Origin of the sequence: Vibrio sp. 2017_1457_13 (assembly GCF_030851525.1) — a bacterium.
GTDB classification, from domain to species: domain Bacteria; phylum Pseudomonadota; class Gammaproteobacteria; order Enterobacterales; family Vibrionaceae; genus Vibrio; species Vibrio metschnikovii.
This window is the reverse complement of sequence record NZ_VHTA01000003.1, coordinates 323985-349800: the sequence shown is the minus strand read 5'-3', so window position 1 is coordinate 349800 and position 25816 is coordinate 323985. Positions and strand designations below refer to the sequence as shown.

The following is a 25816-nucleotide window of genomic DNA, read 5'->3' as shown; positions in this document are numbered from 1 at the left end:
ATGCTACAGGTAAAAATTGGATTAATATTTGGCCTTGCTGCCCCTTTGTTTTTATTAACTGGCTGTTTTGACTCAGATAACAAAACGGTCCCCTTAGCTGAAAACGATAATAATCGAATTAGACTTGCGATGTTACTCCCGCCACGCTCAGGTTTAACGCCGTTAAGTGATGATGCATTCAAATTATCTCGATGGAGTACGGCCGAAACACTACTTAATTTAAACGATGAGGGCAATCTCACCCCGGCATTAGCAACTGAGTGGCATAGGCTTACCCCTACAGCTTGGCGATTTCAGTTACGCTCTGAAGTTCTATTTCATGATGGTACGCCTTTTAATGCCAAGGCTGTTGTCAATGCTCTCAATACCGCAGCAACAGCAAAACCTAAGCCTCGTATTTTGGATGGCGTTGATCTGACTATTGAGGCTGACGGTGAATACTCGGTAATCGTACATACTGCAACGCCAGACCCACTGCTACCGCAACGTTTAACTAGTCCACAGCTGTCGATTTTGTCACACAATGCTTATGGTGATAATGGCGTTATTAATCCTATTAATACAGGTACCGGTGCTTTTGTATTGGTTAATGTTCATGGCACGAGTAGTGCTCAATTAAATCGTTTTGAAGGCTATTGGGGAGAACCAGCAAAAGCGGCTGGTATTGACGTCAGTTTTGTACCTGATGGCCTCGCCCGAGCTTCAGCACTGCGCACTCATTCTGTCGATATCGTTGAAGCAATCCCTGTATCTCAAGCACCTTTATTAGATCCAAACCTAGTTCATGAAGTGCCGATGCCTCGTACCAATACATTGTATCTGAATACTCGCCAAGGAGTAATGGCAGACCCGGCAATACGAGCTGCCGTTCGTGATGCAATTGATCGAGAGCAAATCGTCAATACTGTCTATGAAAAACGTGCTGATATTGCCCAAGGTCTACTTGGCCCAGCTATCCCTTGGGCGGCGAAATTACGCCAGCCAATCAAGCATTCAACGCCAGCGGGTCATCCTAATGGAGCGATCATCACTTTAGCTACGTTTACCGATCGCACAGAGCTTCCAGAAGTCGCGGTATATTTAGCTCAACAGTTGACCCAAGCTGGTTTTAAGGTCAAACAAGTGGTTCGTGAGTATTCTCAAATCGAAGCGGATGCTTTAGCTGGAAAATTTGATGCCTTTATTCTCTCTCGGGCAACCGTACTCGATTCTGGCGATCCCGTTGCTTATATGTACAGTGATTTCAGTTGTAAAGGTTCGTTCAATATTGCGCAGCTCTGCCAGTCAGAGATTGATAATGCTTTGGAAAAAGCATCTGAATTACCTGCAGGTTTAGAAAGACAACAAGCTATCATCGACGCTGAAGCACTGATTTTAGCTAGTGATGCGGCTATTCCTATGCTACATGAGCGGGTTATTCAAGGAGAATCCGCTTACGTTCGTCATGCCGATCGTGATCCCCGAAAGCGAACCTTAATCAGTAATCAGACTTATCTGAGCACAATCATTGAAACATCCCAATAAAGGCATCGCTATCCATGATGACAACACAACAATTCACGCGAAAAACGTTGATACCATGGCGATTATCAAGCATCAGTACTCCCACTTTAATTACGCTTTGTTCACGTATTTTTACCATGGCGGGAGTTGTTGTTCTGATTGCTTTGCTGCCTTGGCTATCCGGACAAGATCCCGCCTTAGCGTTATTAAGAGCACGTTCAGCAGAACAAAACCCAAGTGAGGAAACACTTAATGCTATCCGCCAATCTCTAGAGTTAGATCAAGGACCATTTTCACTAATGTTCCACTGGCTAACTAATCTGTTACAAGGTGACCCAGGGACATCTTGGGTCACTGGCAAGCCGATTCTTAACGACATGTTAAGTGCTGCAGGCGTATCGTTGCAGCTGATGGTTCTGGCTCTTGGGGTAGCATTTGTGATCGCGTCACTTTTAGTTACCCCAACACTTCGTCGAGGATTAAAAGGACAAGCCTATCGAAGCAACGGCATTCTTGCTGTTGGGTTAACTGCACTACCAGAGTTTCTCCTCGCTTCGTTACTACTCTTGGTGGGTGCGGTATGGTTACGCTGGCTACCACCCTTCGGTTGGTATGGTTTTAGTTATACTATTTTGCCTGCTTTAGCATTAGGTATTCCCGCTGGTGGCTATCTAGGTCGTTTATTTTCTGATGCAATTGCACAAGTTTTTACTGAAGCTTGGGTAGCAACTTGGAGCGTTGCAGGTATTCGCCGTATTCATATCATTTTAGCCGTTCTCAAACGAGCCTTGACTACCGTTCTACCAATGATTGGCTTAGTAATCGTATCACTAACGGGTGGAGCGATTGCGGTGGAAAAAGTGTTTGCTATACCCGGCTTAGGGAGAGTCACGCTAGGAGCAGCCATTGCGAAAGATCTACCAACGTTACAAGTGGGTATTTTGTTGATTCTTTTGCTCGCGTTTATGGTTGGGGTTGCGGTGAACATCACCAAAGCTTTACTGCTAGGCAGAGCACTGACACAAGGCGCGATTCCGTTACCTAAAGAATCAAATATCACTATAGGTAAGAGTACACGGCGAACCCCCATGCTATGCATCATACTATTGGCCAGTGTGATGTTATTTGGCTTGGGTCGTGATCCTTATGCCATTGAGTTTATGCGACTCGAACCCCCTTCATTACTACTGCCTTTTGGTGCAGATGCCATGGGACGCGATCTATTAGCTAGGGTCGCTCATGGAAGTCTTTATACTTGCTTATTGGCCGTTGGCGTTGCCATTAGTTGCCTTTTTATTGGTTTATTGATTGGTCAATTTCCACGATTAATGACCGGCCCGATTGAAGTCGCCAACGCGTTGCCTCCTGTAGTAAGCGGCTTATTAGTCGCAGCAGTCTATGGACCCGGATTGTACGGCGCAGCTCTATCCGTCATTCTGATCAGTTGGGCACCTCTTGCTGCTCATGCTGCTACGCTAACAACCGAAGTCCGAGCTAGACCTTATATCCAAATGTTACCACTTATTGGCGTTGGAATGATTCGTCGTAATCTATTTTATATCTTGCCAGCCGTCATCAAACCATTATTACGTCATGCCATGTTACGAGTGCCTGGTATTGCCCTCGCTCTTGCTTCTCTTGGTTTTCTGGGGTTAGGTGCTATGCCACCAAGCCCTGAATGGGGGAGGATTCTTGCCGAAGGGATGCCCTATATTGAACGTAGTTATTGGGTCGTTCTTGCTCCATCACTGGCATTAATAACATTATCCGTGTTTGCGGTCAGTTCAGTGAATGTTATTGGAGCTAGAAAACTCCTTAAATAAAATATGGAGCTCAAAAACGATCAATGGCTTTTGGGGCCTCAAAGTTCATTGGGTTAAATTTTGATGCCCAACGAACTTTGAGCGGTTAAACAAGTTGTTAACTTTACTTACGGTTTTAAAACGATGGGCGTGACGTTTGCCGATGCAGCCATACACCAGAGAAAACACCTAATAAGGCTAATGTTATCCAAATCCAATTGGTTGAAAAATTCAAACCTAACAACCACCCCGCGAGACTATTGCCAATAAACGCAAAAATACCGCCAATGCAAGCTTGTAAACCGTAATAACTAGCCAATTTCGTTGAGGAGGCAAAATTAGGTACATAAGCGCTCAGTAAAGGAAAAACCATCATTGAGCCAAAGCTGAGTAATGCAGCACATAAAACAAACGGCAATGCAGGCCAAAGCGGAAAAGATAGAGTAAGAATTAAGAATGCTCCTCCCATCAGTGACATTCCCCATCCCATCCCTTTTGCTGTGCCTAATGAGCGATCTATCCAACGGCTTATTATCATTTGTAGTGTCACCCCCATCAGTGACGAAACCATAAATACCCAAGTAATAATGCTAGGGTCATTAGTCTCTACGCGCGCATGATAAGGTATCGCCATATACAGTTGGTGAAATAGCACTTGATAAATAGAAGCAGCCATTACAAAGGCCATAAACGGTTTATTGCGTAACATCTCTAGCCAATCTTGCCAAAATGGCTGTTGAGCTGATCGGTTTATTTTGTGCCTTTGAGTCGGTAGAAAAAACCATTGCAACAATAGTAATAGGATAAAAATACCAGCAGATAGCACGCCAACCAACGTGAAACTAACACTTAATAGCATCAAACCAAGCAAAGGCCCTAATAACATACCGGCTTCACTAGCAAGGTTTTGTAATGCAAAGACTCGATTGCGTTGTTGATTTTCAGGATATTCAGCAGCAAGAAATGCTTGGCTACTTGGTGTAAATAATGCCCCGGCAAATCCAGTTGCAAAAGCTCCGACGATAATCCACGGTAATTCAACACTCAAGGCAAGCATCAAAAAGCCGACAATACGAACCATACAACCAAATAAAATCATCGGTTTATAACCAAACCAATCACCGAGAGTGCCTCCAACTAAAAATAGCCCCTGTTGACTAAGAACTCGTAAACCGATAACCAGCCCAATATAGGCGCTACTTAAGCCTAAACCTTGTAAATGGTCAGCTAAATAAGGCATCAACATATAGAAACCTAAGTTAAAACTTAGGCTATTCGCGACCAAAACTTTTCCTGCCGGGGAAAGAAGCTGCCAATCATTAAGAAGAGCAACCGGTGGGCGTTTTATCATTGGATTAAACTCGTTTGTTGATTGAGAAGAAGAAACTGAATGAGAAAATTGTAATATTATAACAATAATCAATCATTAAACGCTATTGAATACTAATGATAGGCATTAACAGATATTGCTAGATCACTGACGGTATTGAAAACGGTAAAAAGTAAGAGAAAAAGAAAGGAAATTTAGGGGTAGAAACAACAAAGCCCGCTCAAAAGCGGGCTTTGTCTAAAATTTGGTGGGTCTAGGCAGACTCGAACTGCCGACCCCTACCATGTCAAGACATATATGGTCACTTATAAACTTCGCTTATAACGAAATATCATCGGTCAAACAGTGATTTAGACTCATATCTTTTGACCTTTATCGCAACTTTAACATACAAAATGGACACAAAGCAGGCACAAAACTAAAGTTCTTATATCTGATATGATTTTTGATGTGAGACGATTTTGAAAGACGATATTAAGCACTTTGATGCCACACTACTAGACAATGTAGAGCTCATCCGAGTGCCAATCAAAGAGCTCAGCACTGACGATACGATTCGTGATCTGTTTGCCCAAGCGAATCCGCTGAGCGGATTAAGAACCTCAAATGAAGCAAACGATAAGTCCGCATACTTATTCAACTTGCTATCACTGCAATCTCCGATTATCTGTTACCGATACCGAAAGAATTTTAAAGCTTTGACCGGGGTTTTTACTCTCACTAGACTCCGATGTGCTATTGCTCAACACCACCTGCCCGATGACTTCTCAATATTAGTATTCGTACTTAAAAAGAAACCATCTTCTAACATAAAGCGATCAATTGTCTTATTCGATCTGACTAACGACTTGCTCTCAAAATGCTTTATCAGCGACACAAAAAAAATTAGCTTTTATCTGCATGCATGGTTCACAAAAGATGAAGGAAAACGCAGTATTTATCAGTCTGATGAATGGCAAATATTTTACCCTGAGCTTAATTCGGCGGATAAAGTGGCAAAATTTTTATCTATTTCTAAAGCTGATTTGTAACCTATCAAGGATATAAAATTAATGTCCACACCAAGCGTAGAAGATATTCAATCATTTTTACCATTTGCACCAACTCACCTTTTGAATACACTCGAAAAATTACTTGAAGCCATCGATTGCCCAGAGAATTTTCGCGGCCTGCAAAAAGTACATTCGTTGCTTGAATACCTATTTAATACCCATCCTAATAAATTCTGTGAGATATTCGAGATCGAAATAAATGTAGTCAGCCAATTACTCCCATTATTTTCAAGAGTGGATGATACCTTCTTTAGTAAATATAGTAATACAACTCATGCAAAAGGCTGGATGAGTCGCCGGCCGCTCTATTCTCTACTATTTATTTTCTATGAACATCAGACACCGCAAGCGGCCGAAGCATTATTATTTTTTCTCAATCATTATTACGCTAACGAGTTAAAGATAATCTCTGAAGATCGCACCGAAACTTCGATTCGCTCATTCAGGCTTCTTTATACCGATGAGATGATCGACCGACGATGTTTTAATTCGAATTCGATAGATGATACGGCCAATCAGATTCTTCAAGTTCGTGAGATTCTGATGAAACAAGAACACGAAAATGACGAAGAATCTGGGTCATCAAGTCGTGTGGGTTATCTACGGGACTTAGAGCATTTTTACCGGCTCAATTGGAAAAAACGAAAGAGTTTTTCTCGTACATCTCAAAGAAATATCCGGTCATTCTACAGCCGAAAAAAAATAGAGCGAGTTATCGGTTCAGATAACTTATTTACCGCCTCACTAATCAAACGGGGTTTAAGTAAACCCCTTGTAGATGCAGGAGTATCGGCTGATGAAGATTATCCAGAGCTTTGCATTATCAAAACTGAACAGCCAGTTTTACCTAAACCACGGCACGAATTGCCCGATATATCCGTCATAAAAGATAAGGCTAAAATTAACAATAAGAACCGAGGGATATCGAAAAGTGTAAGTCGGAGCCATAACATAACTCCACTTGCTCGGAACCTTCTTCAGCCTCATGAACTCTGTCACTTATGGCATGGCCGTAATTCTTCGAGTACCAAACTAATAAACAAAATCCCCAAAACCGATATTCAATGCATTCTGCATTTCATATTGATCACCGGACAAAATCTGAATGATGTCTGCAACTTAGCCGTGCATTACAGCCCTAGCAATGACAATCTCGGACTTATCGTCACTGCATCGGAATTAATTTTAAAAATTGCGCCAAAGCCTACAGCAAAGCGAGGTAAACATTCAGATAACCCCAATCTACTCAAAAACCAAATTGTGACATCTATTACTCTTCCGGCTTATTTCTATGAAATGTTCATGAAAAGTAGCCTGCACGGTCATACAAAGTTCTCGGGCAAACCGTCCGTCAATGCATATAGAAAAGCTATAGAGTCCTATTTAAAGCAACTCAATCAACGCCTTCATTGCCAAATCAGTCTAAAACGAATTGAAAATTATCTTATCAATAACTTAATTGCAACAGAACAACACGATCCCGTTATCCTAGAAATTTTACGTGGAGAGTTAAGTTACTATAGTCGTTCACCTCGCCATTATGCCTGGTATTCTGAAACAGAAATTAACTGCCGAATCCAAGCGATATGGTTAGACATGTTTAATCAGATGAGTGGCTACGATGCTCGCATTCAAATCCCGGAATTGCCCGTACAACAACTTGACTTAGATACTACCGGAATTGGATCTCAGTTCACACCAACTAGGGCAGCCATAAAAGATTGGGTTAACCATCATTTGGCACATTTGAAGCAATTTACAGCCTTCGACGTGGTCAAAAATTTAAGAAGCCTGATAGACTACCATAATCAATACACTGCCTATACACTGATTATGTTAGTGAATGCCTCGGGTTATCGAGCCGTTTACAATCCGCTTCCCAGTTTCGACTTGCTGCTATTACGCCATCATGCTCTTTGTATATCAGACAAGGATTCATCAAAAACCTTTTCTCACACTCGAGTTGTCGTGTGCCCAACCGTTCTCAAATCGCAGTTAATTCACTATCAGCAACATATGAAAACACTGGCGAATCTGATTAACCATTTATATCCTGCTCAATCGGCGCAACTTTATGCGCAAACCTGCGATCACCAGTTGATAGATCTTCCCCATAAAAATGACCGAATCGAGTGGTTCCTGACTGCAAAGAATTCACAAGCAAATGATGGGTTGTTTTTTTTATTTATCCAGGATAAAGATGACCCCACGTTTTTCCGGACGAAAAATTCAGGACCATCTTACCTCAGTAAATATATCGATTTGCCACTGAATTTTGGGCGACATTACGTAAGGCGCTATCTACAACTATCGAATATCCATCAAGAATTAATCAAATTTCAATTGGGCCATTGGGTAAACGGTGAAACGCCACTCGAAAAATGTTCATCTCTCAGTCATAGAGTCGCGATAAATCAATTGCTACCGGTTTTGGACATGATGCTGGAAGAACTTAGTTGGGTACCTGTACCGTCTTTAATAACACGTAAGAGAAGTTGATATGAACCGATTAAGTGATGTACTCAACACACAAATAAAGGGCGCATATTTACAAGCAGCTGATTCAGAATCGGAAGAATATCTCAGGTTAACCAATAATGAAAAGCTAGATTTGCCCAGCAAGCTAAAGATGATCAATGATGTTTATTCATTAGCTCAGAAACATGGTTTAGTTGAAAACGAAAAAATCCAATCCGAGTCGCTGAAAACCATCCAGAGCTCTTTTCGCAAAGGGTTCGAAGACCACAATTTCCAGCTTAAATTGCTGGAGCTTTTAATCTGTATTATAGAAAAAAAAACTGGGATCACCGCCCCACCCATTAGCCATACCTGTCATATCAGACAAGATTTGCCTTTGCTCAAGCCCGATGACTTTTTAATGTCGCGGCTACAATCCAAAATCTATGAACTAATTGAAGATGAATCGATGACTGCCTGCTATTTGGATAACCCAAAGCAAAACCAAGCCGTTCTTATTCTATGGTTAGTACTCAAAGAAGGGTTCAAAAAATCAAAAGATATAGAGCAGTTACTTTCAAAAAAAAGCACATGCTACCGAATTGGTGAACACTGGCTAGTTGAAACAAAAGGACAACGCTACTGGTTGTCGCCGATGGCTGAATTACTGTTAACGGCTTACTGGAATGACAGTTCAAAGGTCACGATCAATGTCATGTCAGAGATTAATAAACTACTTCATGAGCATAGAATAGTGCCTCGTATATACAGTTTACGATTTGTTGATCTGCGATCCGCATTTAAATATGAGTTCGTTCTTACTGTCAGTCCAGCAGAATACTCCATCTGCCAATCTTCATTACCCACCACTTCACTTACTCAAGCCTCACTCTATAGGCTACTGCTAGACAAACGGGTTAAACACTGTGAAAAAGACAATGAACAACAAAAAATGCCGGTCCGTCAAAAAGTTGCGTGGCTATCTGCTGGATCCACTTCAGCTGAAAAATTGAGAAAAAAGACCATTCTGACTCAAGAGGAACTCACTACTGCTGAACAAATGAAAGTTATTGAACATTATACAGACAGACTAATTAAAACCCCATTAAAGGAAAGCATTCGAATCAGTAATGAGCTGCAAGACGAGCTCCGTCCGAGGTTGGAAAGTAATGATATAGCAGCAAGTGCCCCTTGGGGGTGGATAGTGCTTTCATGGATGTATCAATTGCTTAAGTTTGGAGGAAAGCATAAAAAACGTCTGCGTTTGACAACGATCAAATCCTATATCAGTTATGTAGCAGCGCCTTTCATTCAAGAATTTTCAGGTTGCGCTCCCAAGAAAATGGACAGTCTGGATTGGGCAGAAAAGCTCAATATTGTGGCAGAACAAGTCACTTCATCCAAAAAAGCGTTTGTACTCTATTTTGCGGAGTTTTTGATTGAAAGTGACATCGTCACCAACTTATGCTTATCTGATATCGATATTCCGTCAATTGGCCATCGTGTTAATGCCAATATAATCACTCACGTCGAAGCCGAACGTATCATTAAAGCCTGTGATTCTTTCGGCACCCCGACGGCCAAAATCGCTAAATTGTGTTTTTATCTCGGTTTTTATAGCGGATTACGCCGCGGCGAAGTCGCCGGACTGCAATTTGCCGATTTCACTATTAATGGCAGACACTATGCCAATCTTCACGTCAGACCCAACAAATATCGTGAACTCAAATCAAGTGAAAGCTCAAGAAACCTGCCGCTTGATTGTTTGTGGCCTGACATAGCTCTTGTGGAGTTAACTGATTACCTTAACATAACTAAGACAAAATTTACCCAGGAAAAATCGCTGATATTTAAAGATACCAGACAACTGAATGAGGCCTTTTCGCTACTAACCGAAATCATGAAAATTATCACTGCAGAGCCTCAAATTCGATACCACCATTGTCGTCACTCTTTCTGCAACTGGACTTGGATCCGTCTAAACTACGCCGAACCATCACAACTAACAGACATATCATTCTGCCAGCATGATTTTTTCTCACCAGTCAGCCACCAACGACTATGTCAACGTCTGGCCATCGCACCGTTTTCCCGTAAAAAACTCTGGGCCTTATCCGGCTTATTAGGCCATTCTTCACCCGAGATCACTACCTCATCGTATTTTCACCTGAGTGAATTGATTCAAAGAACCAAGTTCTCTAATCAGCAACCATCACCATTTTTGTTGCGTCGTGTCTGGGGACAAAGGATACGCATAACTGGTCATTGTAGACCGCTGTCGGTACCCGCATCAAAACGCAATCTCATGGCAGCAGTCCCAGCCACCTATCAACCACCATTGGACTTGTCAAATATTGATGAAGCCATCACACAGGTCGGGCATACTAAAGAAATAGAACTAAAACAAACATTTTCTTTAGGTGAGATCTGGGCAATAATTCAGCTATTGGCGCAAGGGCATCCGTCAGATGATATCGCCAACCTAACCAGTATTGATACTTCAGCGGTCGAAGCTATCGTTAAATCTGATGAATCCATTATGCAAACATCATTGCGCCGCTCAAAATACACACTCCCACCACTGGCTAACTATGCCAAACTCAACCGAGGAAATGTAAAAACGATAGAAAGTCTTATTAAGATATTTCAAAGCGCTATAGAAGACGATGCTATTCCAGACGATTTCAATTTTACGACGCTTATTGAAATACTCAACGATCTGGTCGGAGCGCAAGACTCATTGATCCGTACCCATAATCAAAAAGCGGCTTTGCTCCTGCTTAAGCTCATACAAGTGATGGGGTTAAAAGAACGTCACGTGAAACTCAAGTGGTATTTCCCGAGCGAAAACTGCTTTAATGCCAATCAGATAGAAACGTATAAACAGCATCTATTATTTTGGGACGACACCATTAGAAACCGCATTTTTTCAAATATGGCAATTGAAATTGTGGTACCGAAAACTCTTAAGCAATATATAAAGCCATCCACCAGATTTACCACTACCATCAGTGATGCCGGTAGATTTCTAAAATATCATCCGCCTGGCACGGTCAGTATTCACCTGCTTCAGAGTAAATTCGACCATCAACGACTTGATAAAGAAGGTGATATCATCGAAGTACCACAAAGAACCCGAGCATTTATTACATTTTTGAGATTATTGGCAATTTATACTAAGACCAAGGAGGCGACAAAGAATTCAACCGCTAACGACTAAGGCGACCAATGAATTGTAGGTTGCTTGTATATTGAAGTGCGAGCCTACCCTGCCTTATACGGGAGACTCGCAGTTTGGACACTTTATGTTAATTGAAGACATAGGCATCAAAGACAAGTAGGTCCAATACTCTCCATTTTTGATCAGCCTCGTATTACAAGAGCCGCAATGGGTGTAAACCGTGAATTGGGTGCATTCATTACACCGATACCAACGTTTTTCTTTGTTAGAGCGCTTTGAGTTTGAAACATCCTCAACGTCCGCTGAACCACAAGAAATACAGAAGTTCGCAGCCTCGGTATCATCAGATGCTCTTGGGAAGGAGAAATTGTCTTCAATGCGATACTGTAAAAACATGCCAAGCATACGCTGAATTTCATCAAGATAGCGTTGCGACTTCATTGGGTTAGCACATACTGCACCATAGTTTGTAGCTTGACGTTGAGGCTCTGGCTCCCAATCAAACATGGAAAGCTCACCTAAATAACTGTCTTTCGCCCATTCCTGCGGGGATACGACTTTCTCAACTGCATCTAACACTGGGTGCAGAACAAACACACTGTTCTTTTGGCCTTCGCTATAATCCTTACCACTGTAAAGTTCATGAATAACCCCACCGATTCCACCTCTATGCTTGAGATAGGCAGCTGAATAGTACTTTGCATCGACGACTAACCGTTTTGAAATCTGCGAACCACTTTTGGTCGTCGCTTCCACATCCAGAACAAAATCAGGACGTTTGCCGTTGGCTAGAAATGGCTCGTATTGCAAGGTGACTATTCTTGAAACCTTAGGGTTGAAAAACTGAATGCTGATTTGCGCTTCATTACCTTGAATATTCGCTATCAGCTTACGTTTCCAGTTGCCTTCTGGCTGATATCGGAAAGCCTGAGTCAGCACTTTAATAATTTGAAGCAAACACCACCGCTCATAGAGCAGTGGCATGTTAACTAGTCCAATCGCCTCAATCTTCTCCAGTGAAAGTAAAATGTCCTCATCGGCCAAGCCAATCTGCTCTTTTAACTTTTTAAAACCCGAGTGAACCGCTTGATAGGCAGGGTTTTGCACAAAAGTCATAGAGTTAGGAAAGGTACTTTTACTTTTGACTTTGCATTGACGCCATTCTTTTTCTACTTGCTGGAAAGGCTTTATTTTGGGCGCCAGTACCTGATGCACTATTCCTACTTTTTCATGCTCACTAGCAAAGTAACTAAGGCGCTTTCGAATTGTCTCTCGTTCTTTCTCCTGTTCAGAGAGCTCTTCCTGTGTCAGCTTCGTTTTCCAGCCATTTTCATTTAGAGCAATGCCTTGCTCGCGCAACTTGGAAAACTTCTCTTTATCTCTTAAGAGGGATCGTGAATCCGCCAGAATCGTTAGTTTGGATATGTACTCTGGGTACAAGATCGAAGCTGTTCCTCTCCTCGAGGGAGGAGGCATAATCGCCACCATGTCATAGTCGCTGTATGGCTTAAACAAGCTCGCGTAATGCTCACCAGAACTAAAAATGGTATACCCATTAAGTTCAAACTGTTGCCAATCATCATGCTGGGACGGCTTAATTTTCGCCCACCACTCATTCTCAGATTCTGTAGTTTTTTCTAATCTGAGGTAACCTTTGGCGGCATGATTTGGCGAAAAATATTTATTGGCATTAATTTCACCTAACTGACTCGCCAACTCAGCATTGATTACTTCTGTATCAAAGCACTTTTTAAGTCGTTCTAAGTCTTTAACTACTAGGTCACGGTTGATAGTACGATAATCTTTTAAACTATCTAAACGCTCATTGAGCTTTTCAATAGCACCAGAAAAACGATTCTTTTTGCTCTCAGCTACCCTAACCAATTGCTTTACAATACTCAACGTGCTCGAAACCACATGCAGCACATACTGGTTTTCTGGCACGTTGTAGCTTGGCTCGGATGCGCGACTGGTCAAGTGCTTGCGTGAGCCCTTGGTGCATATTTCCATAAATGTACGCGGTACAGGACGCACTTCTTTGGTTGGCCTCAATGCTTGAACTTCTTTCAGCTCTACTTTGGGCTTTTTTAGGATGATTTGTGTATTACTAAGAATTGACGAGACCAGTGACAACGCTTCCTGATCGATAGCCGCAACCTGAGAATTTTTAGCGTCGCCAGTGATATGGCTGTTCTCATCGAGGATCAGCTCCCACAAATCTGCTTTAAAGTCTGACAAGTAGCATGAAAGCTCCGATGTGGTCTGTTCGGAGATATCAATATCAAGCTTTAGTGTTGAACTGCCAATAACAAACGTGATTTGGCCAGCAGTCCTTCGCGCTTCACTGCGCCAAACCCGCTGTTTTGCATCCCAATGGGCAGGCTCAACCCACCACACTGCATTAGAAGCGGGATCGGTAATCGACTCTAACTGCCTTCTCTCACCATTGGGCATGGCAATGTAAGGCGGTGACTGCTCACCAAGCTGAATTTTAATCGCAAGTTGAGCAAAACGTAGCTCATCGACCTTAGGGTAAATGGTGGTGTGTGCGGAAAAGGCGTTGTTACCCGTATGCTCAAGCTTTAGCGAGTACTCCGACTCGCTAATATTCACTAAGGTTTGCATATCATGCCATTTGGTCTCGATAAACTTGATAGCGAATGGAGCTTCCATGATTACGCCCAATAGTTCACAACGCCATCATTCGATTCAGCCGTTTTAACCAAACGCTCTACCGATTTGGTGCAAGAAAACTCCGTCGCTATCTCCGTTTGATTTTTCAACAGCGACTCAAGTCGAGGTAAGAATACACGGCTAACAAGCTCAGCTTTACTGTAATCACCCACTTGCTTATCGCCATCAAAAGTGAATTTTGGCAGCACTTTGTGAACAATAAAGTTGTTGATAGCAAGAGACTTATTCTCGTTTACATCGCTAAACAGACTAACATAGTTAAGCCCTTGTCGAATGGTACGCATACCAAACTCCACGTCAAGCGGGTCAAACACTTCTCGGTTTAGGGTAGTGAACAACTCACAAAATTCATCAGAGCGTTCAAATTTTGGGTAAGGGGTTCGCTCGCCAAGTTCTGCAATATCAAACACTAGTGGCAAAGTAACGTCATCAAGTTTGTAAGAGTCAATCTCATCAAAAATGACATCCCAGTCGGTCAGCAGAGGACTCTTAAATTTCATCACGTGCGCACGATCGAGAATTTTTGGTGAAAGGTAATGGGTCGTTTCGTCGATGTTGATCGCACCAATGATTCTTACGTTCTCTGGAATCGTGATCGACGAAGGTGTACCAAGAACACCTGCCAACATGCGTCTGATATCACCGTGGTATTTAATCAGTGAGTCTTTAGCGCTAAAGCCAAATGCGCGTTTCATTTCAGCGTTAATCTCTTCATCTTGCATGAGCGTAACGAAGTCCACGATGCCATTTTTACTAAATTTTTCTTGCGCGTTAGAAATGACCGAAACAACCCCTTTTAGCTCGGCAAGAACATGTGCAGCTTCATCATTCGAGTAAAGTTGAATGGTCGGTTGCTCGTTACGCTCCTCAAGCTTGGAAAGAAAGTCAGCAAAGTAATATTCCACTCGGGCAAGATTCATTTCATCTAAGCAAATGAAATATGGGATATCAGGGTTTTGCTTAGCCTCGATCAAGGCCTCAAGAAATGGTGTCGCCAAGTATTTCTTCTCTAGCGGGTTGTAATAACCGAGCAAGTCTTCTGAACTTGTCCAGTTTGGCTTAACTGGGATAATTTTCGATACACCACCAATTGCCTTGGCAAACGACTGAACCAAATTCGTTTTACCCGAACCAGAGTCGCCCGCCAGAATGATAAGATCGTTGGTGCGAATAAGGGTCAGGAAGTTCTCGATAATATGGCGAGGGTACAGGATGTCTCGTTGTTTGAGGTACGCTTGAATGTAAGAAACTGCATCGCTGTAGTTTGAATCAAGGGCTTGTGAAAAAGAGATATGTTCACCTTGCTGTTCTGAAGCTGAACGATTGCCAACAAAAAAATCGAAATCTTCATCATCCAAAAATTCAAAGCTTTTTAGGAATCCTGCCTTACTTTCGACATAGGCTTTTAAGCGTTCAATTTTTTTAGACATTGTTTCTTCCGCCTTTTTTTGTAATGCAATTTTGTGTTGCCATTCAGAGTGTTCAACTTCCAGCTTTTGGACTTTCGCAATCGCCTGAGAGAGAACGTTATTTTTTTGATTTAGGTCATCTTGAGTTTGCAGAAGCTGATCTTGATATGACGATATCTGAGCCTTCAATGAGGATTCTTCGAGCTCAAATTCTGCGTTAAGCGCACTCACTTCGCTGTCAATTCTTGATTGAACGTTCTGTAAATGCAGCTTGTAAACAGCATCATCAAGGAAGATGTTTTCATCGCCTTTGATGATGTCATTCGCCGTATATTCAGGAAGTTTGACAAGTCGACGGACTGAACTTACTACCACATTGCATTCGAATGGGTTTTCATGTTTTTCGCGCTCGGATTGAGGTGCTAAAGCGAGCTCGCATGAGACAAAACTTCCATCTTCCAAGCCAAACAACTCTTCGACACTTTTGAAAGAAACAAAAACACCTTTGTCCATCGTCAAACGAACATTAATGGGATATTCAGTATCCAGTCCCGTTTGGAGGGATTTAATCTCTAAAAGGCGGGTTGGGAGCTTTCTACTATCGGAGTCTGGGCCATTTAGAATCTTGCCCCAAACTGCCAGCTTTCCATTCGTAATACCCCAACTCTCACAAAGGCGTTGATAAAGCTCTGCATCAGAGAGCCCTTTAACCTCTTCAAAGTCATAGATAACTTGTTCTAACGCCATGCTTTCTATACTCAATCAACTTAAAGATGCAGGCTTAAGAACCTGAAAACTATCATTTATTCAAGATACCAAAGAGCCTGCGATCTCTGGAAGAGTCACAGCAAAAAATTGGTCTATTGCCATCTTGAAGTCCCGTTTACTTTTGAAGTAAATGTCGTTCCTCGTCTTCTCATTCATTACTTTCCATAATCGCTCTATTCGGTTGATGTTTAGACTAAGCCAACATCACTCGGGCACTACATCCCAACCATACGCTGCATGCTCTGCGTCCACGACGCTTTAAAAGCAGGGTCTTGGGCAAACAGCTTGTAGAGTTCTAACTCATCTTTACGACGTTGAAGCATGATTTCTTTCAACATTTTCTCAAACGCTAGCTCTCGCGTATGCGGGTCGGCGTTATTTTGGTATTTAGCTTCGAAATCTGGGTGATTGCGGATACTCTCAGCGATGTTCACAAACTTAACTTTTTGCTCTTCAGGTGTGGCACTCCAGCCTTGGAACCATCGTTCATTAAATGTGCGAATGATTTCATCCAGCGGGTCAGTTTCTTTTTCACCGCCATGCGTTCCTCGTGGGTTCGGATTTTGAGGATCAAGCTCCGCTTCTTGGTCGCTAAGTTTAATGCTGTGGTTAAGCTTCACACGTTGCAAACCGTATGAACTCAGATCGACAGAATCGAGAAGCTCATCAATAGCATCTGCATCGGGATCTTCCACTTTCAATTTCGGTATTAAAAACTTCAAGAACCAAAACAGTTTTTCCCAGCTGACCATCTCATAAGGCATGATAGATGCCATCTGCCCATAGATTTTAACGAACTGTTTGGCTTTAATTTTAAAGTCCACTTTAGCTTCAGCTTCAAGCTCTAACTCATGCTCAAACCGTGCTGCGGCAACATCAATGATTGGGCTAAGTGTCTCGGCGTCTTCATTATTGAAATAACGCGTAACAAAGTCTTCAACCTCATACCACTCGTACACACCGACATCGTCCATTTCATCTTTCAACTCGTGCAGCACGTTTATATCTGTAGCCTGGGACAGCGACGTTGCGGTATAAAAAGGATCGAATGCTGACTGAATATCTTCTACTGAGTTAAAAAAATCCAGGATAAACAAGTCTTCTGTTTTCTTCCCTAGCTTAGGTGCACTACGATTGAGCCGAGATAGCGCCTGAACACACAATACGCTGGCAAGCTTCTTATCCACATACATGGCGCAAAGTTTAGGCTGGTCGAACCCAGTCAGATACTTGTTCGCAACCACTAAAAGTCGATACTCATCGGTATCAAACCTATCTTTGGTATCTGACTCAGCAAAACCATTAATATCTGCTTCGGTATACTCAACACCATCAACTTCTTTAGTTCCTGAGAAAGCAATGGCAACTTTAAAGGGGTTCCCTTGCTCCTCAAGTATCCGCCTTATCGCTTTGTAGTATCGAATGGTCGTCTCAATATTTTGAGTGACCACCATTCCTTTACCTTTACCTTTGAGCTTTTTCGCATTCACGACATGCGGAATAAAATGCTCCAGCATAATCTCTGCCTTGGTATTAATCGTTTGCTGGCTTCGCTCTACATAAGATCGCAGTTTTTTCTGCGCCTTTTTAGTATCAAACTCAGGGTTATCAGCGATTGATTTCTCAATCTCATAATAACTTTTGTATGTCGTATAATTTGCCAGCACATCCAAGATGAAGCCTTCTTCAATGGCTTGTTTCATGGAATACAAATGAAAAGGCTTGAAAGTGCCATCTTCTTGGCACTGACCAAACTTCTCCAACGTGCTGTTTTTTGGTGTCGCTGTAAATGCCAGGTACGATGCATTCCCGCGCATCTTGCGCGATTTCATAGCCTGAAGGATTTTATCCTGAGCATCTTCTGCCTCTTCGACTTCAGACTTGCCCATCGCTCGGTTCATGTTGTCATGCGCTGAACCAGACTGTGAGCTGTGTGCTTCATCGATGATCACCGCAAAGCGCTTGTCACTAAGATCGGCGATACCATCAATAATGAACGGGAATTTCTGAATCGTCGTTATAATGATCTTTTTGCCATTTTCGAGCGCCTGCTTAAGCTCAGATGACTTGTTCGCCGGGGCAATAATGTTCTTTACTTCAGAAAACTCTTTAATGTTATCCCGCAGCTGCTTGTCCAGTAGGCGTCTATCGGTAACAACAATCACAGAGTCAAACAACGGCTGCTCCAAGCTTTTTCCGCCTGCCACATCAGACGATGCAGGATAGGTTTCAATTAACTGATAAGCAGCCCAGGTAATAGAGTTAGACTTACCTGAACCGGCAGAGTGTTGAATTAAGTAAGTCTGACCGACACCGTGCTGGGCAGCATGGTCTACTAATTTTCTCACCACATCCAATTGATGGTATCGAGGAAAGAACAGAGTTCGCTTTGGTAATGGATCTTTGCTTGACCCATCCAGACGCACAAAATGCTGAATAATATTCGCCAAGCTTTCTTTGGTGAATACTTCTTGCCATAGGTATGCCGTTTTATGGCCAGTTGGGTTCGGTGGATTACCCTGCCCAAGATTGTGTCCTTTATTGAACGGCAAGAAGAAGGTACTGCCACCTGATAACTTGGTGGTCATATACACTTCGTCGGTATCGACCGCCATATGCACTAGGCAGCGGCCAAAGGTCAGCAATGGCTGAGTTGCATCTCGATCATCTCGATACTGTTTTTGGCCGTGATAACGTGCTGTTTGCCCCGTCCATGCGTTCTTCAACTCCAGCGTTATCAATGGTATTCCGTTGATAAACAATACCATGTCGATTTCTTGTAGGGGATTTACCATCGAATAGCGCACTTGGCGAGTACAACTAAACACGTTATCTGCAAAGTTTTGCTTTACCTTCTCACTACTGCTTGCCAAAGGGGCTGGATAGAGCAAATTGAAGTGAGCATCGTCTACGCTTAGCCCTTTCTTAAGTAAATGAAGAATGCCATGCTTCTTAATCAGTCGGTCAAATCGTTCGAGTAACTTACGCTGCCAATCTGAAGGGTTGTTCTTTTGCAGTTTGGCCAACTCTACTTCTTGTGTCGTTTGCAGAAATTGCCAGAAGAAACGTTCATCAATGGCATATTGCACGTTGAAGTCTGATGCGAAACCAACCTGATAAAGCCTATTGTGAAAATCAGCTGCAACTTCTTGCACCCCTGCTTTGAGCTCTTCGAGAGTCGTACCCGTTAAGCACTTCTCAATCGCCGACTCTAATGCTTGCTCATTAGTTTGACTAACCATACTTATTCCCTAAACCTGCTGTTGCAACCCACGTAACATGAAAAAAGGTCTATCATTACCATTGACAGAACGCCCTAAATTAGTTCAAACTTCCCAACGCTCACCTACCAATGCGTAGAAAGAGGTGACCGCTAATCGCCCGGTCCATAATAGGCGACCATTCCTTTCCTCTAAAACCACTCACAACTATTTAATTCTGGCCTATCCCCAGCTTCATATTCTGTGAACCATTTTTGGTAGCTAGTTCTTTTATAAGCTTCCGTTATATAAAAACTGGTCACTAAAAAGACATCCGAGGCCCCTAGTTTCTGTACAATAACCACGAAATCTTCCTTGTACGCCCATAAATAGAGGCGAATTGGCTTTTTGCCCTTGGTCTCTTTTCGATAAAACATGCGAATATCCGCATGATCATGATTCAAGAGAATCGGGCGAATCCACTCAATTCGGCTGGCTCTGTCAGGGTCTAAAGGTCGAGTAACTATTTGAGTATAAGTTTTCCCCTGTTTAACACGCTTTTTCTTTTCCCTTGTCGTAACATGCCAAAAGACTTCCTCTCGCCCATTTCTCATACCTTGGCCTGTTGGATCAACGTAGATGCGAGCTGCTAACAATGTTTTTTGTGTGACAAAGTCTCTTATAAAAAACGGGTAAAGATGATCAAAAGCCTGTGTTTCCGTATAAGCAGACAGATCAATCGGGCGATTTAGCATTCAATCACCTTTCACTATTGCCGGTGCAAAACGGAAAATATTAAAATTTCGCTCCCACGGTGGGGTCCCGTAGTCTAGAGCATGCCCTAGCTTACTTTCTAAGTAGTCCAAGATTTTTATTTTTATTTGGCTACACTTTTCAATATCACTTCGGTTTTTATAACTAATAGCGCCGATGATCAAATCACAGACTTGGATCAGCTGAGACTCATAGGACTGAATAATGTAAGGCTCTACATTCAGACCTTCTCGGCCTTCCGTCCTTAAAACCTCACAAAGCTTTTTAGTTTTTTCCCCGCCCAAGGTATCCATATAGTCCAAGTAAATTCTGTATTCGTGCCCAGCTTCAAGAAAGTCTTTAAGCGTGTAGTAATACATCTTGTAATAAAAAATGTTATGTGAACCTTCGTTGAAATTAGAATGTGCAAGGCGTTCTTTGTGTTGCACAACAGTAGCTTTAAACCAAACATCCACGTCGTCAACAATCAAATCTATTAAGGCGGCATAGAAATCAAACTGTTTATTAACTAATTTCGTCCACTTTAGCTCCGTATGGTAATTGTGACGATGACGTAACCATTTAATGTGTTTGTTTAAAGCAAGAGCTTTCTCTTCACTACAACGTATTCCACCTAGCACCATAATGTCGGCACCATCATGTTCCAGATGGCAGCTTTCGTCACAGAATATTTTATAAACCGTCATGCCCCACCTTAATTAAAATTCTTCTGTTTCATTGCCTCAGCCGCTTTTTGCAGCGGTCCTTTTAAGGCTTTTTCTAACTTTGTCATCTGCTCTAAGTGCCACGCAACCGCTTGGGGCCAAGTCTCTTTATTAAACCCATCAGCTTTGGTCGAAAACTGGATACGGCAAGATTTCTTCTCATCCAGCCTCATCCACTCAAGTTCTGCACCAAAAGCATGTTCAATGTCCTGTTTGGACTGACTCAACAAGTCAAAAAGGTATTTATTCTCTTCGGTAACTCCACGGCTGATCCAAAGCTCTACTCGAAGCTCTTTTTGCAGAAATATCAGGTTATACGAACATCCACTTAGCCCTGAGCCTGCTGATAACCAATGATCTTTGCTTGGGCTAATGTTGTTATAGAGTTGGCATGAACTTTTCTGAAGCGCCTCTAAGGCTCGCTCCCAGTAATCACGCCGCACGTTATGGCGGTTTTTAAGTACCACTTCGGCGCTTTTCTCTTCGGCTTCTTTAGCGCTAATGCCAATCATCAACTCTTTCGCTTCTGGGGTGGGAATAATCTGATCGATATTAATCAGCAACTGCTCGCCCAAAGCATAGGGCGTGATTTTAAAGCAGGCGATATTAATGCCCTGGCCTAATAACCAGAGTGCGGTGCTGGTAACTTCCTTGCGAAAATTCGCCGCCACCAGCATTAAACGTTGGCTGTTACCTAGGTTTAGTTTTACTTCATCAAGGTCTGGTGCATCCAAAAACTCACAAATACGGGCGGCGGCATGTTGTGGTGCCTTTAGCTCTGGCTCACTTGCCACAGGCTCATAGCGGTCAAGGTATTGCTGATAAATCTCAACAATTTGTGCCTTGGTCAGGCTGGCACAGTAAGAGGCATACTTAAGCGCCTGCCACACCACATCACGGCCGCTGTCATCCAGTTTGTTTTCGATGATCACCAGATTGCCGTCTTTATCCAGCGCCAATAGGTCGAGGCGTTCACGAGTATCATCAAAGCCATCAAACTCCTTTTGAATAATCAGCAGCTCTTCACCGAGTACGGAAGGCTCGTGTGCCAACCACTCCTGAAGATGCTTGCGCTCAGTAAAGCCCAACTCACTGAATCTCTTCGTCTTAACCGGACTAATCCTGTTGGTTTGATGATTCACCGTGAACATAATCGCATCCTATTGCTCAACCATTTCTGGGGTGATTTTTATTTTTCCTGTCACGGCGCTGTTGATCAGGGAGGTTTTGTATTCTTTAAGCTTTTCGATTTGCAGATTGAAAATTTCGATGCTTTTGTGAATGTTTCGCTCTGCTTCAACTATATGTTTAGAAATACCTGCTTGCTCTAGTAATGGTGGGTGAGGGAACAAAACATTCTTTATCACGTTCACTGCAATGCCAGGTTGTGCAGCAGACTGTGACAACCTATTAAAATCTGCAACTCTAATCGCCTCTCCTAGCCAGCGAGTGTCCTCATTGTTTAGTGGATAAACAACGATGGCATGCTCGGAAGCGTAGAACTTACCGCTTGCATAATTGACATTGCCACATAGCGCTCCTTGTCTGCCGATCAAAATATGATCACCATCATTTGTGAATGTACTTGTGTATCCTCGCAAGCCATTTCCACCATATGCTGGAAAACCTGTTTCAGTGAATTGATCGGGTGATAAAGTCTCGCCACTCTTCATATATGCAATGAATTTTAAAGCTTTAACTTCCCAATGCTCCGGTATCTCCCCAATCCAATCAACACCGGAGTCTTTCATTGGCACATTAGGATCAAGTCCTTGGGTCACCGCCTGTTGAATGATGATCTGCTTACGCTCTTTCAGCAGGCTAATTTGCAGCTCTTTAATAGCAATCGCGTCGTCGATTTGAGCGGTTTTCTTGTCTAGGAAGCTGGCGATTAGGGTTTGCTGCTCAAAATTTGGAACAAACGTCTTAAACCCCATAAAAGAATCTTTTGGAATGGTATTCCTTAGGCCACGATACAGAGGTTTCAAGCGTTTGGTTGAATCAAGATTTAAATAAAAATAATAGAGAAATACTTTATTAAAATCTGAGATAGCCTCAAACACTGTATAAGCACCAGTAATCATGCCGTTAAATGAAGACAGTCCTACAGTTCTTGGTGTCTCTTCAACATCAAAAAGGCAAAAGACAAAATCACCACTTGCCACCTCTTGATATGTGTTAAATTCAGCTGGAAACTTTCCTTCAGGATTCTCCATATCGCGTTTTATAATACCTCTGAGTGTCAGAGATAAAAGCTCATACTCGTCTGATCTTTTGCCAACGAGATTTTTCTTTAGCTTGAAAATATATTTGTTTGATAGCAAATTCCATGTTTCAGGTATATCACCCAGCCACTCCGAGCCAGACTCTTTGTACGCTTCGTATTTTGGGAGTATCGCTAAATTACTCATTACGCCTCTCCCTGAACGTCAGCTACTTTTACACCCAATATTTGTGCAATCAAGCCTTCGGCTTTCTGCTCCAGGCTAATAATATCAGCCGCAACCTCTTCCAAAGAACGCAGGGGTTTATGACGGTAGAAGTACTTGTTAAAACTGATTTCGTAGCCAATCTTCACTGAATCCAGATTAATCCAGGCCTCGGCAACGTGCGGTTTTACTTCATCCAGAAAGTATTGCTGAATACTTTGCTGCTTTTCACCACCGGATAGCGGCACGGATTCGCTATCGCGTAAATCGGCATTGGTCTCATAGGTGATGTATTCGCCTTTTTTGCTTGTTGGGAAGTAACCAAAATCAGGCAAGTCGGCTTCTGTACAGCCCAAATGATCCAGTAATGCGGCTAATTTATCACCGCTTAGCTTCACCACTTTATTGACCACTTTTACCGCTGATTCGTCGTACCAGCTGACGGCGTTAAGAATGCTGTTTTTCTCAGTGGCTGAGAGTTTTGTACCACTGGTTTTTAAGGTGTCATCAACCAATTGTTTAAACTGGTTGTAGTCGTTAAATTCGGCCTCACCCATGCTGGCCATTAGCTGCTCTGCGGTTTGCAGCAGCGCTTTTTGCACTAACCAGTGGCTAACATCCAGCAGTTTGGTTTTAGCTTTGGCATTCAGGCTAATATCCTGCTCTTCACACCAGCTGATAATCTCTTTTTCAATCGATTTTAAGAAGCTTTGTTTATGATCTGCGCCAAAACCGGTTTTCTCATAGACGCGCTCGCCGTATTGCTGATAAAGATGCGCCATAACGTCGCTCAGTTGCTTATCGAACCGCAGCGGGTTAATGGCCTCTTGGCTAAAGCGGGCTTTGCGTCTGTCTGGGCGCTCAATGGTTACCTTGTAATAGCCAAAATCTTCGTTATTAAAGACTTTGCTGGCGATACCGACAGGATCCTTGTTCGAATCTAGCTGGCGTTCAATTGCAGCACAAGACAAGTAAGTATCGGTAATTTCCGTGATGTGCTCCGGGGCAAATTCGCAGTTTTTATTGCCCAGGTTTTTACGCAGTTTGCGGTAGAGCAAGCTGGCATCGATTAACTGCACCTTGCCTTTGCGCTGCTGCGGCTTATTGTTGTTTAACAGCCAGATATAGGTGGTGATACCGGTGTTGTAGAACAGGTTATTCGGCAGTTGCACTATGGCGTCTAACATATCGTTTTCGATAATAAAGCGGCGGATATTGCTCTCGCCACCGCCTGCGTCACCAGTAAAGAGTGACGAGCCGTTATGTACCGAGGCAATGCGGCTGCCGAGCGGGCTAACCGCTGGGTCTTTCATTTTGTTGACCATTTCCATCAGGAATAGCAACTGGCCATCGCTGGAACGCGGCGTGGCGTCTAGCAGCTCTGTATTGCCCCAGTAGTCGCTCAGGCTGACTTTAAAGCGTGAATCAATCACATCTTTGTTGTCTTTAATATACTTTTGCTCCGAAGCCCAGCTCTTACCGTAAGGCGGGTTGGATAGCATAAAGTCGAACTTACTGCCGGCAAACTCATCAGTGGATAAGGTAGAGCCCACTTTGATGTTCTCCGGGTTATTGCCCTTAATCATCATGTCGGATTTACAGATGGCGTAGGTTTCGTCGTTGATTTCTTTACCGTACAGGTAAATATCACGATTGGCGTTGGGGTACTTTTCTTCAATAAAGTTTTGCGCTTCGGTCAGCATACCGCCGCTGCCACACGCCGGATCGTAAACGGTCATGGTTAGGGGCAACTGGTCTTTCACTGGGTCGAACACTAGGTGCGTCATCAATTCAATCACTTCACGTGGCGTAAAGTGTTCACCTGCTTCTTCATTGTTTTCTTCGTTGAACTTGCGGATCAACTCTTCGAACACGTAACCCATACCCAGGTTAGTAAGGGCTGGCATCTTGTTGCCATCTGGGTCTTCGACCGTTTCATGAGTTAAGTTGATGTAAGGGGAAACAAATTTCTCGACGACATCAAGCAGGACTTGCTTGGAGGCCATGTGACGAATTTGCGACTTAAGGTTAAAGCATTCAATGATTTCTTTAACATTATCGCTAAAGCCCAGCAGGTACTCTTCAAAATTGGCCAGCATGATTTGCTGGTTATTAGTAGCGGTGTTGTACAGTGATTTCAGCGTCCACTTAGAGGTGTTGTAAAAGACATAACCACTGGCGGCCTTTAATGGTTCATCGTCCAGCTCGGTGGCTTGCATCTCTTCTTTTTGGAACTTTACCTCTTCAAGCACGGCTTCTTTGGTGGGTTCAAGTAACGTATCTAAACGTCGTAATACCACCATAGGTAAAATCACATCACGGTACTTACCGCGAACGTACACATCCCGTAAACAGTCGTCGGCAATGTTCCAAATAAATGAGATGAGCTTGTTATGTACACTATGATCCATTTTCTTTTCCTGTTCAGTGTTAGTTGCACCCCATTAGGTTGCTGCAACGGCTTCACTATAAATTTAAAATTCTGTTCTTTCTGTAACGTCTCAATGGTCGCT

14 protein-coding genes and 1 pseudogene are annotated in these 25816 nt (G+C 42.8%); 5 read left to right on the top strand and 10 right to left on the bottom strand.

Annotated elements, in window-relative coordinates; translation table 11 throughout:
• The gene (locus FKN88_RS06005) at nucleotides 1-1524 is read left to right on the top strand and encodes an ABC transporter substrate-binding protein (protein ID WP_306687279.1); all 1524 of its coding nucleotides are present in this window, start codon (nucleotides 1-3) and stop codon (nucleotides 1522-1524) included.
• A gap of 14 nt (nucleotides 1525-1538) precedes the next feature.
• The gene (locus tag FKN88_RS06000; protein ID WP_306687280.1) at nucleotides 1539-3326 is read left to right on the top strand and encodes an ABC transporter permease subunit; all 1788 of its coding nucleotides are present in this window, start codon (nucleotides 1539-1541) and stop codon (nucleotides 3324-3326) included.
• Between the two features lie 115 nt (nucleotides 3327-3441).
• Here FKN88_RS06000 and FKN88_RS05995 read toward each other — a convergent pair whose 3' ends face one another.
• A complete protein-coding gene (locus FKN88_RS05995; RefSeq protein WP_306687281.1) occupies nucleotides 3442-4656 on the bottom strand; it encodes an MFS transporter in 1215 nt (404 codons plus the stop codon).
• Nucleotides 4657-5096: 440 nt separating this feature from the next.
• On the opposite strand from FKN88_RS05995, the gene FKN88_RS05990 reads away from it, so the two are divergent.
• Genes FKN88_RS05990 through FKN88_RS05980 form a run of 3 tightly spaced genes read left to right on the top strand, consistent with a single transcriptional unit; the run spans nucleotide 5097 to nucleotide 11364 of the window.
• Nucleotides 5097-5666 (top strand): hypothetical protein, encoded by a 570-nt coding sequence (locus FKN88_RS05990; RefSeq protein ID WP_217533679.1) that lies wholly within the window; start codon nucleotides 5097-5099, stop codon nucleotides 5664-5666.
• Nucleotides 5667-5687: 21 nt separating this feature from the next.
• A complete protein-coding gene (locus FKN88_RS05985) occupies nucleotides 5688-8186 on the top strand; it encodes a hypothetical protein (RefSeq protein WP_306687282.1) in 2499 nt (832 codons plus the stop codon).
• Nucleotide 8187: 1 nt separating this feature from the next.
• Nucleotides 8188-11364, top strand: a complete 3177-nt coding sequence (locus FKN88_RS05980) for a tyrosine-type recombinase/integrase (RefSeq protein WP_306687283.1) — start codon at nucleotides 8188-8190, stop codon at nucleotides 11362-11364.
• A 54-nt stretch (nucleotides 11365-11418) separates the two neighbouring features.
• Here the strand turns inward: FKN88_RS05980 and FKN88_RS05975 are convergent, their stop codons facing one another.
• The 9 genes and pseudogenes from FKN88_RS05975 to FKN88_RS05935 form a co-directional block, all read right to left on the bottom strand.
• Nucleotides 11419-13998 (bottom strand): nuclease domain-containing protein, encoded by a 2580-nt coding sequence (locus FKN88_RS05975; RefSeq protein WP_306687285.1) that lies wholly within the window; start codon nucleotides 13996-13998, stop codon nucleotides 11419-11421.
• Between the two features lie 2 nt (nucleotides 13999-14000).
• Nucleotides 14001-16175 carry an McrB family protein gene (locus FKN88_RS05970; protein ID WP_306687286.1) on the bottom strand — a complete coding sequence of 725 codons (2175 nt, stop codon included), beginning with the start codon at nucleotides 16173-16175 and terminating at the stop codon, nucleotides 14001-14003.
• A gap of 60 nt (nucleotides 16176-16235) precedes the next feature.
• Nucleotides 16236-16391 (bottom strand): annotated as a pseudogene (locus FKN88_RS05965) (IS630 family transposase); the annotation flags it as partial.
• A 20-nt stretch (nucleotides 16392-16411) separates the two neighbouring features.
• On the bottom strand, nucleotides 16412-19438 hold the full coding sequence (locus tag FKN88_RS05960) for a type I restriction endonuclease subunit R (RefSeq protein ID WP_306687287.1): 3027 nt from the start codon (nucleotides 19436-19438) through the stop codon (nucleotides 16412-16414).
• Between the two features lie 170 nt (nucleotides 19439-19608).
• Complete coding sequence (locus tag FKN88_RS05955; RefSeq protein WP_306687288.1) at nucleotides 19609-20151, bottom strand: RlfB protein; 543 nt, start codon at nucleotides 20149-20151, stop codon at nucleotides 19609-19611.
• On the bottom strand, nucleotides 20152-20856 hold the full coding sequence (locus tag FKN88_RS05950) for a DUF3800 domain-containing protein (RefSeq protein ID WP_306687289.1): 705 nt from the start codon (nucleotides 20854-20856) through the stop codon (nucleotides 20152-20154).
• 8 nt (nucleotides 20857-20864) lie between these two features.
• The gene (locus FKN88_RS05945) at nucleotides 20865-22025 is read right to left on the bottom strand and encodes a DUF4268 domain-containing protein (RefSeq protein WP_306687290.1); all 1161 of its coding nucleotides are present in this window, start codon (nucleotides 22023-22025) and stop codon (nucleotides 20865-20867) included.
• 9 nt (nucleotides 22026-22034) lie between these two features.
• Nucleotides 22035-23285: a restriction endonuclease subunit S gene (locus FKN88_RS05940; RefSeq protein ID WP_306687291.1), complete on the bottom strand. Its 1251-nt coding sequence runs from the start codon at nucleotides 23283-23285 to the stop codon at nucleotides 22035-22037.
• Nucleotides 23285-25714: a class I SAM-dependent DNA methyltransferase gene (locus tag FKN88_RS05935; RefSeq protein ID WP_306687292.1), complete on the bottom strand. Its 2430-nt coding sequence runs from the start codon at nucleotides 25712-25714 to the stop codon at nucleotides 23285-23287. Before FKN88_RS05935 ends, FKN88_RS05940 begins: the two co-directional genes overlap by 1 nt.
• Nucleotides 25715-25816 lie beyond the last annotated feature (102 nt).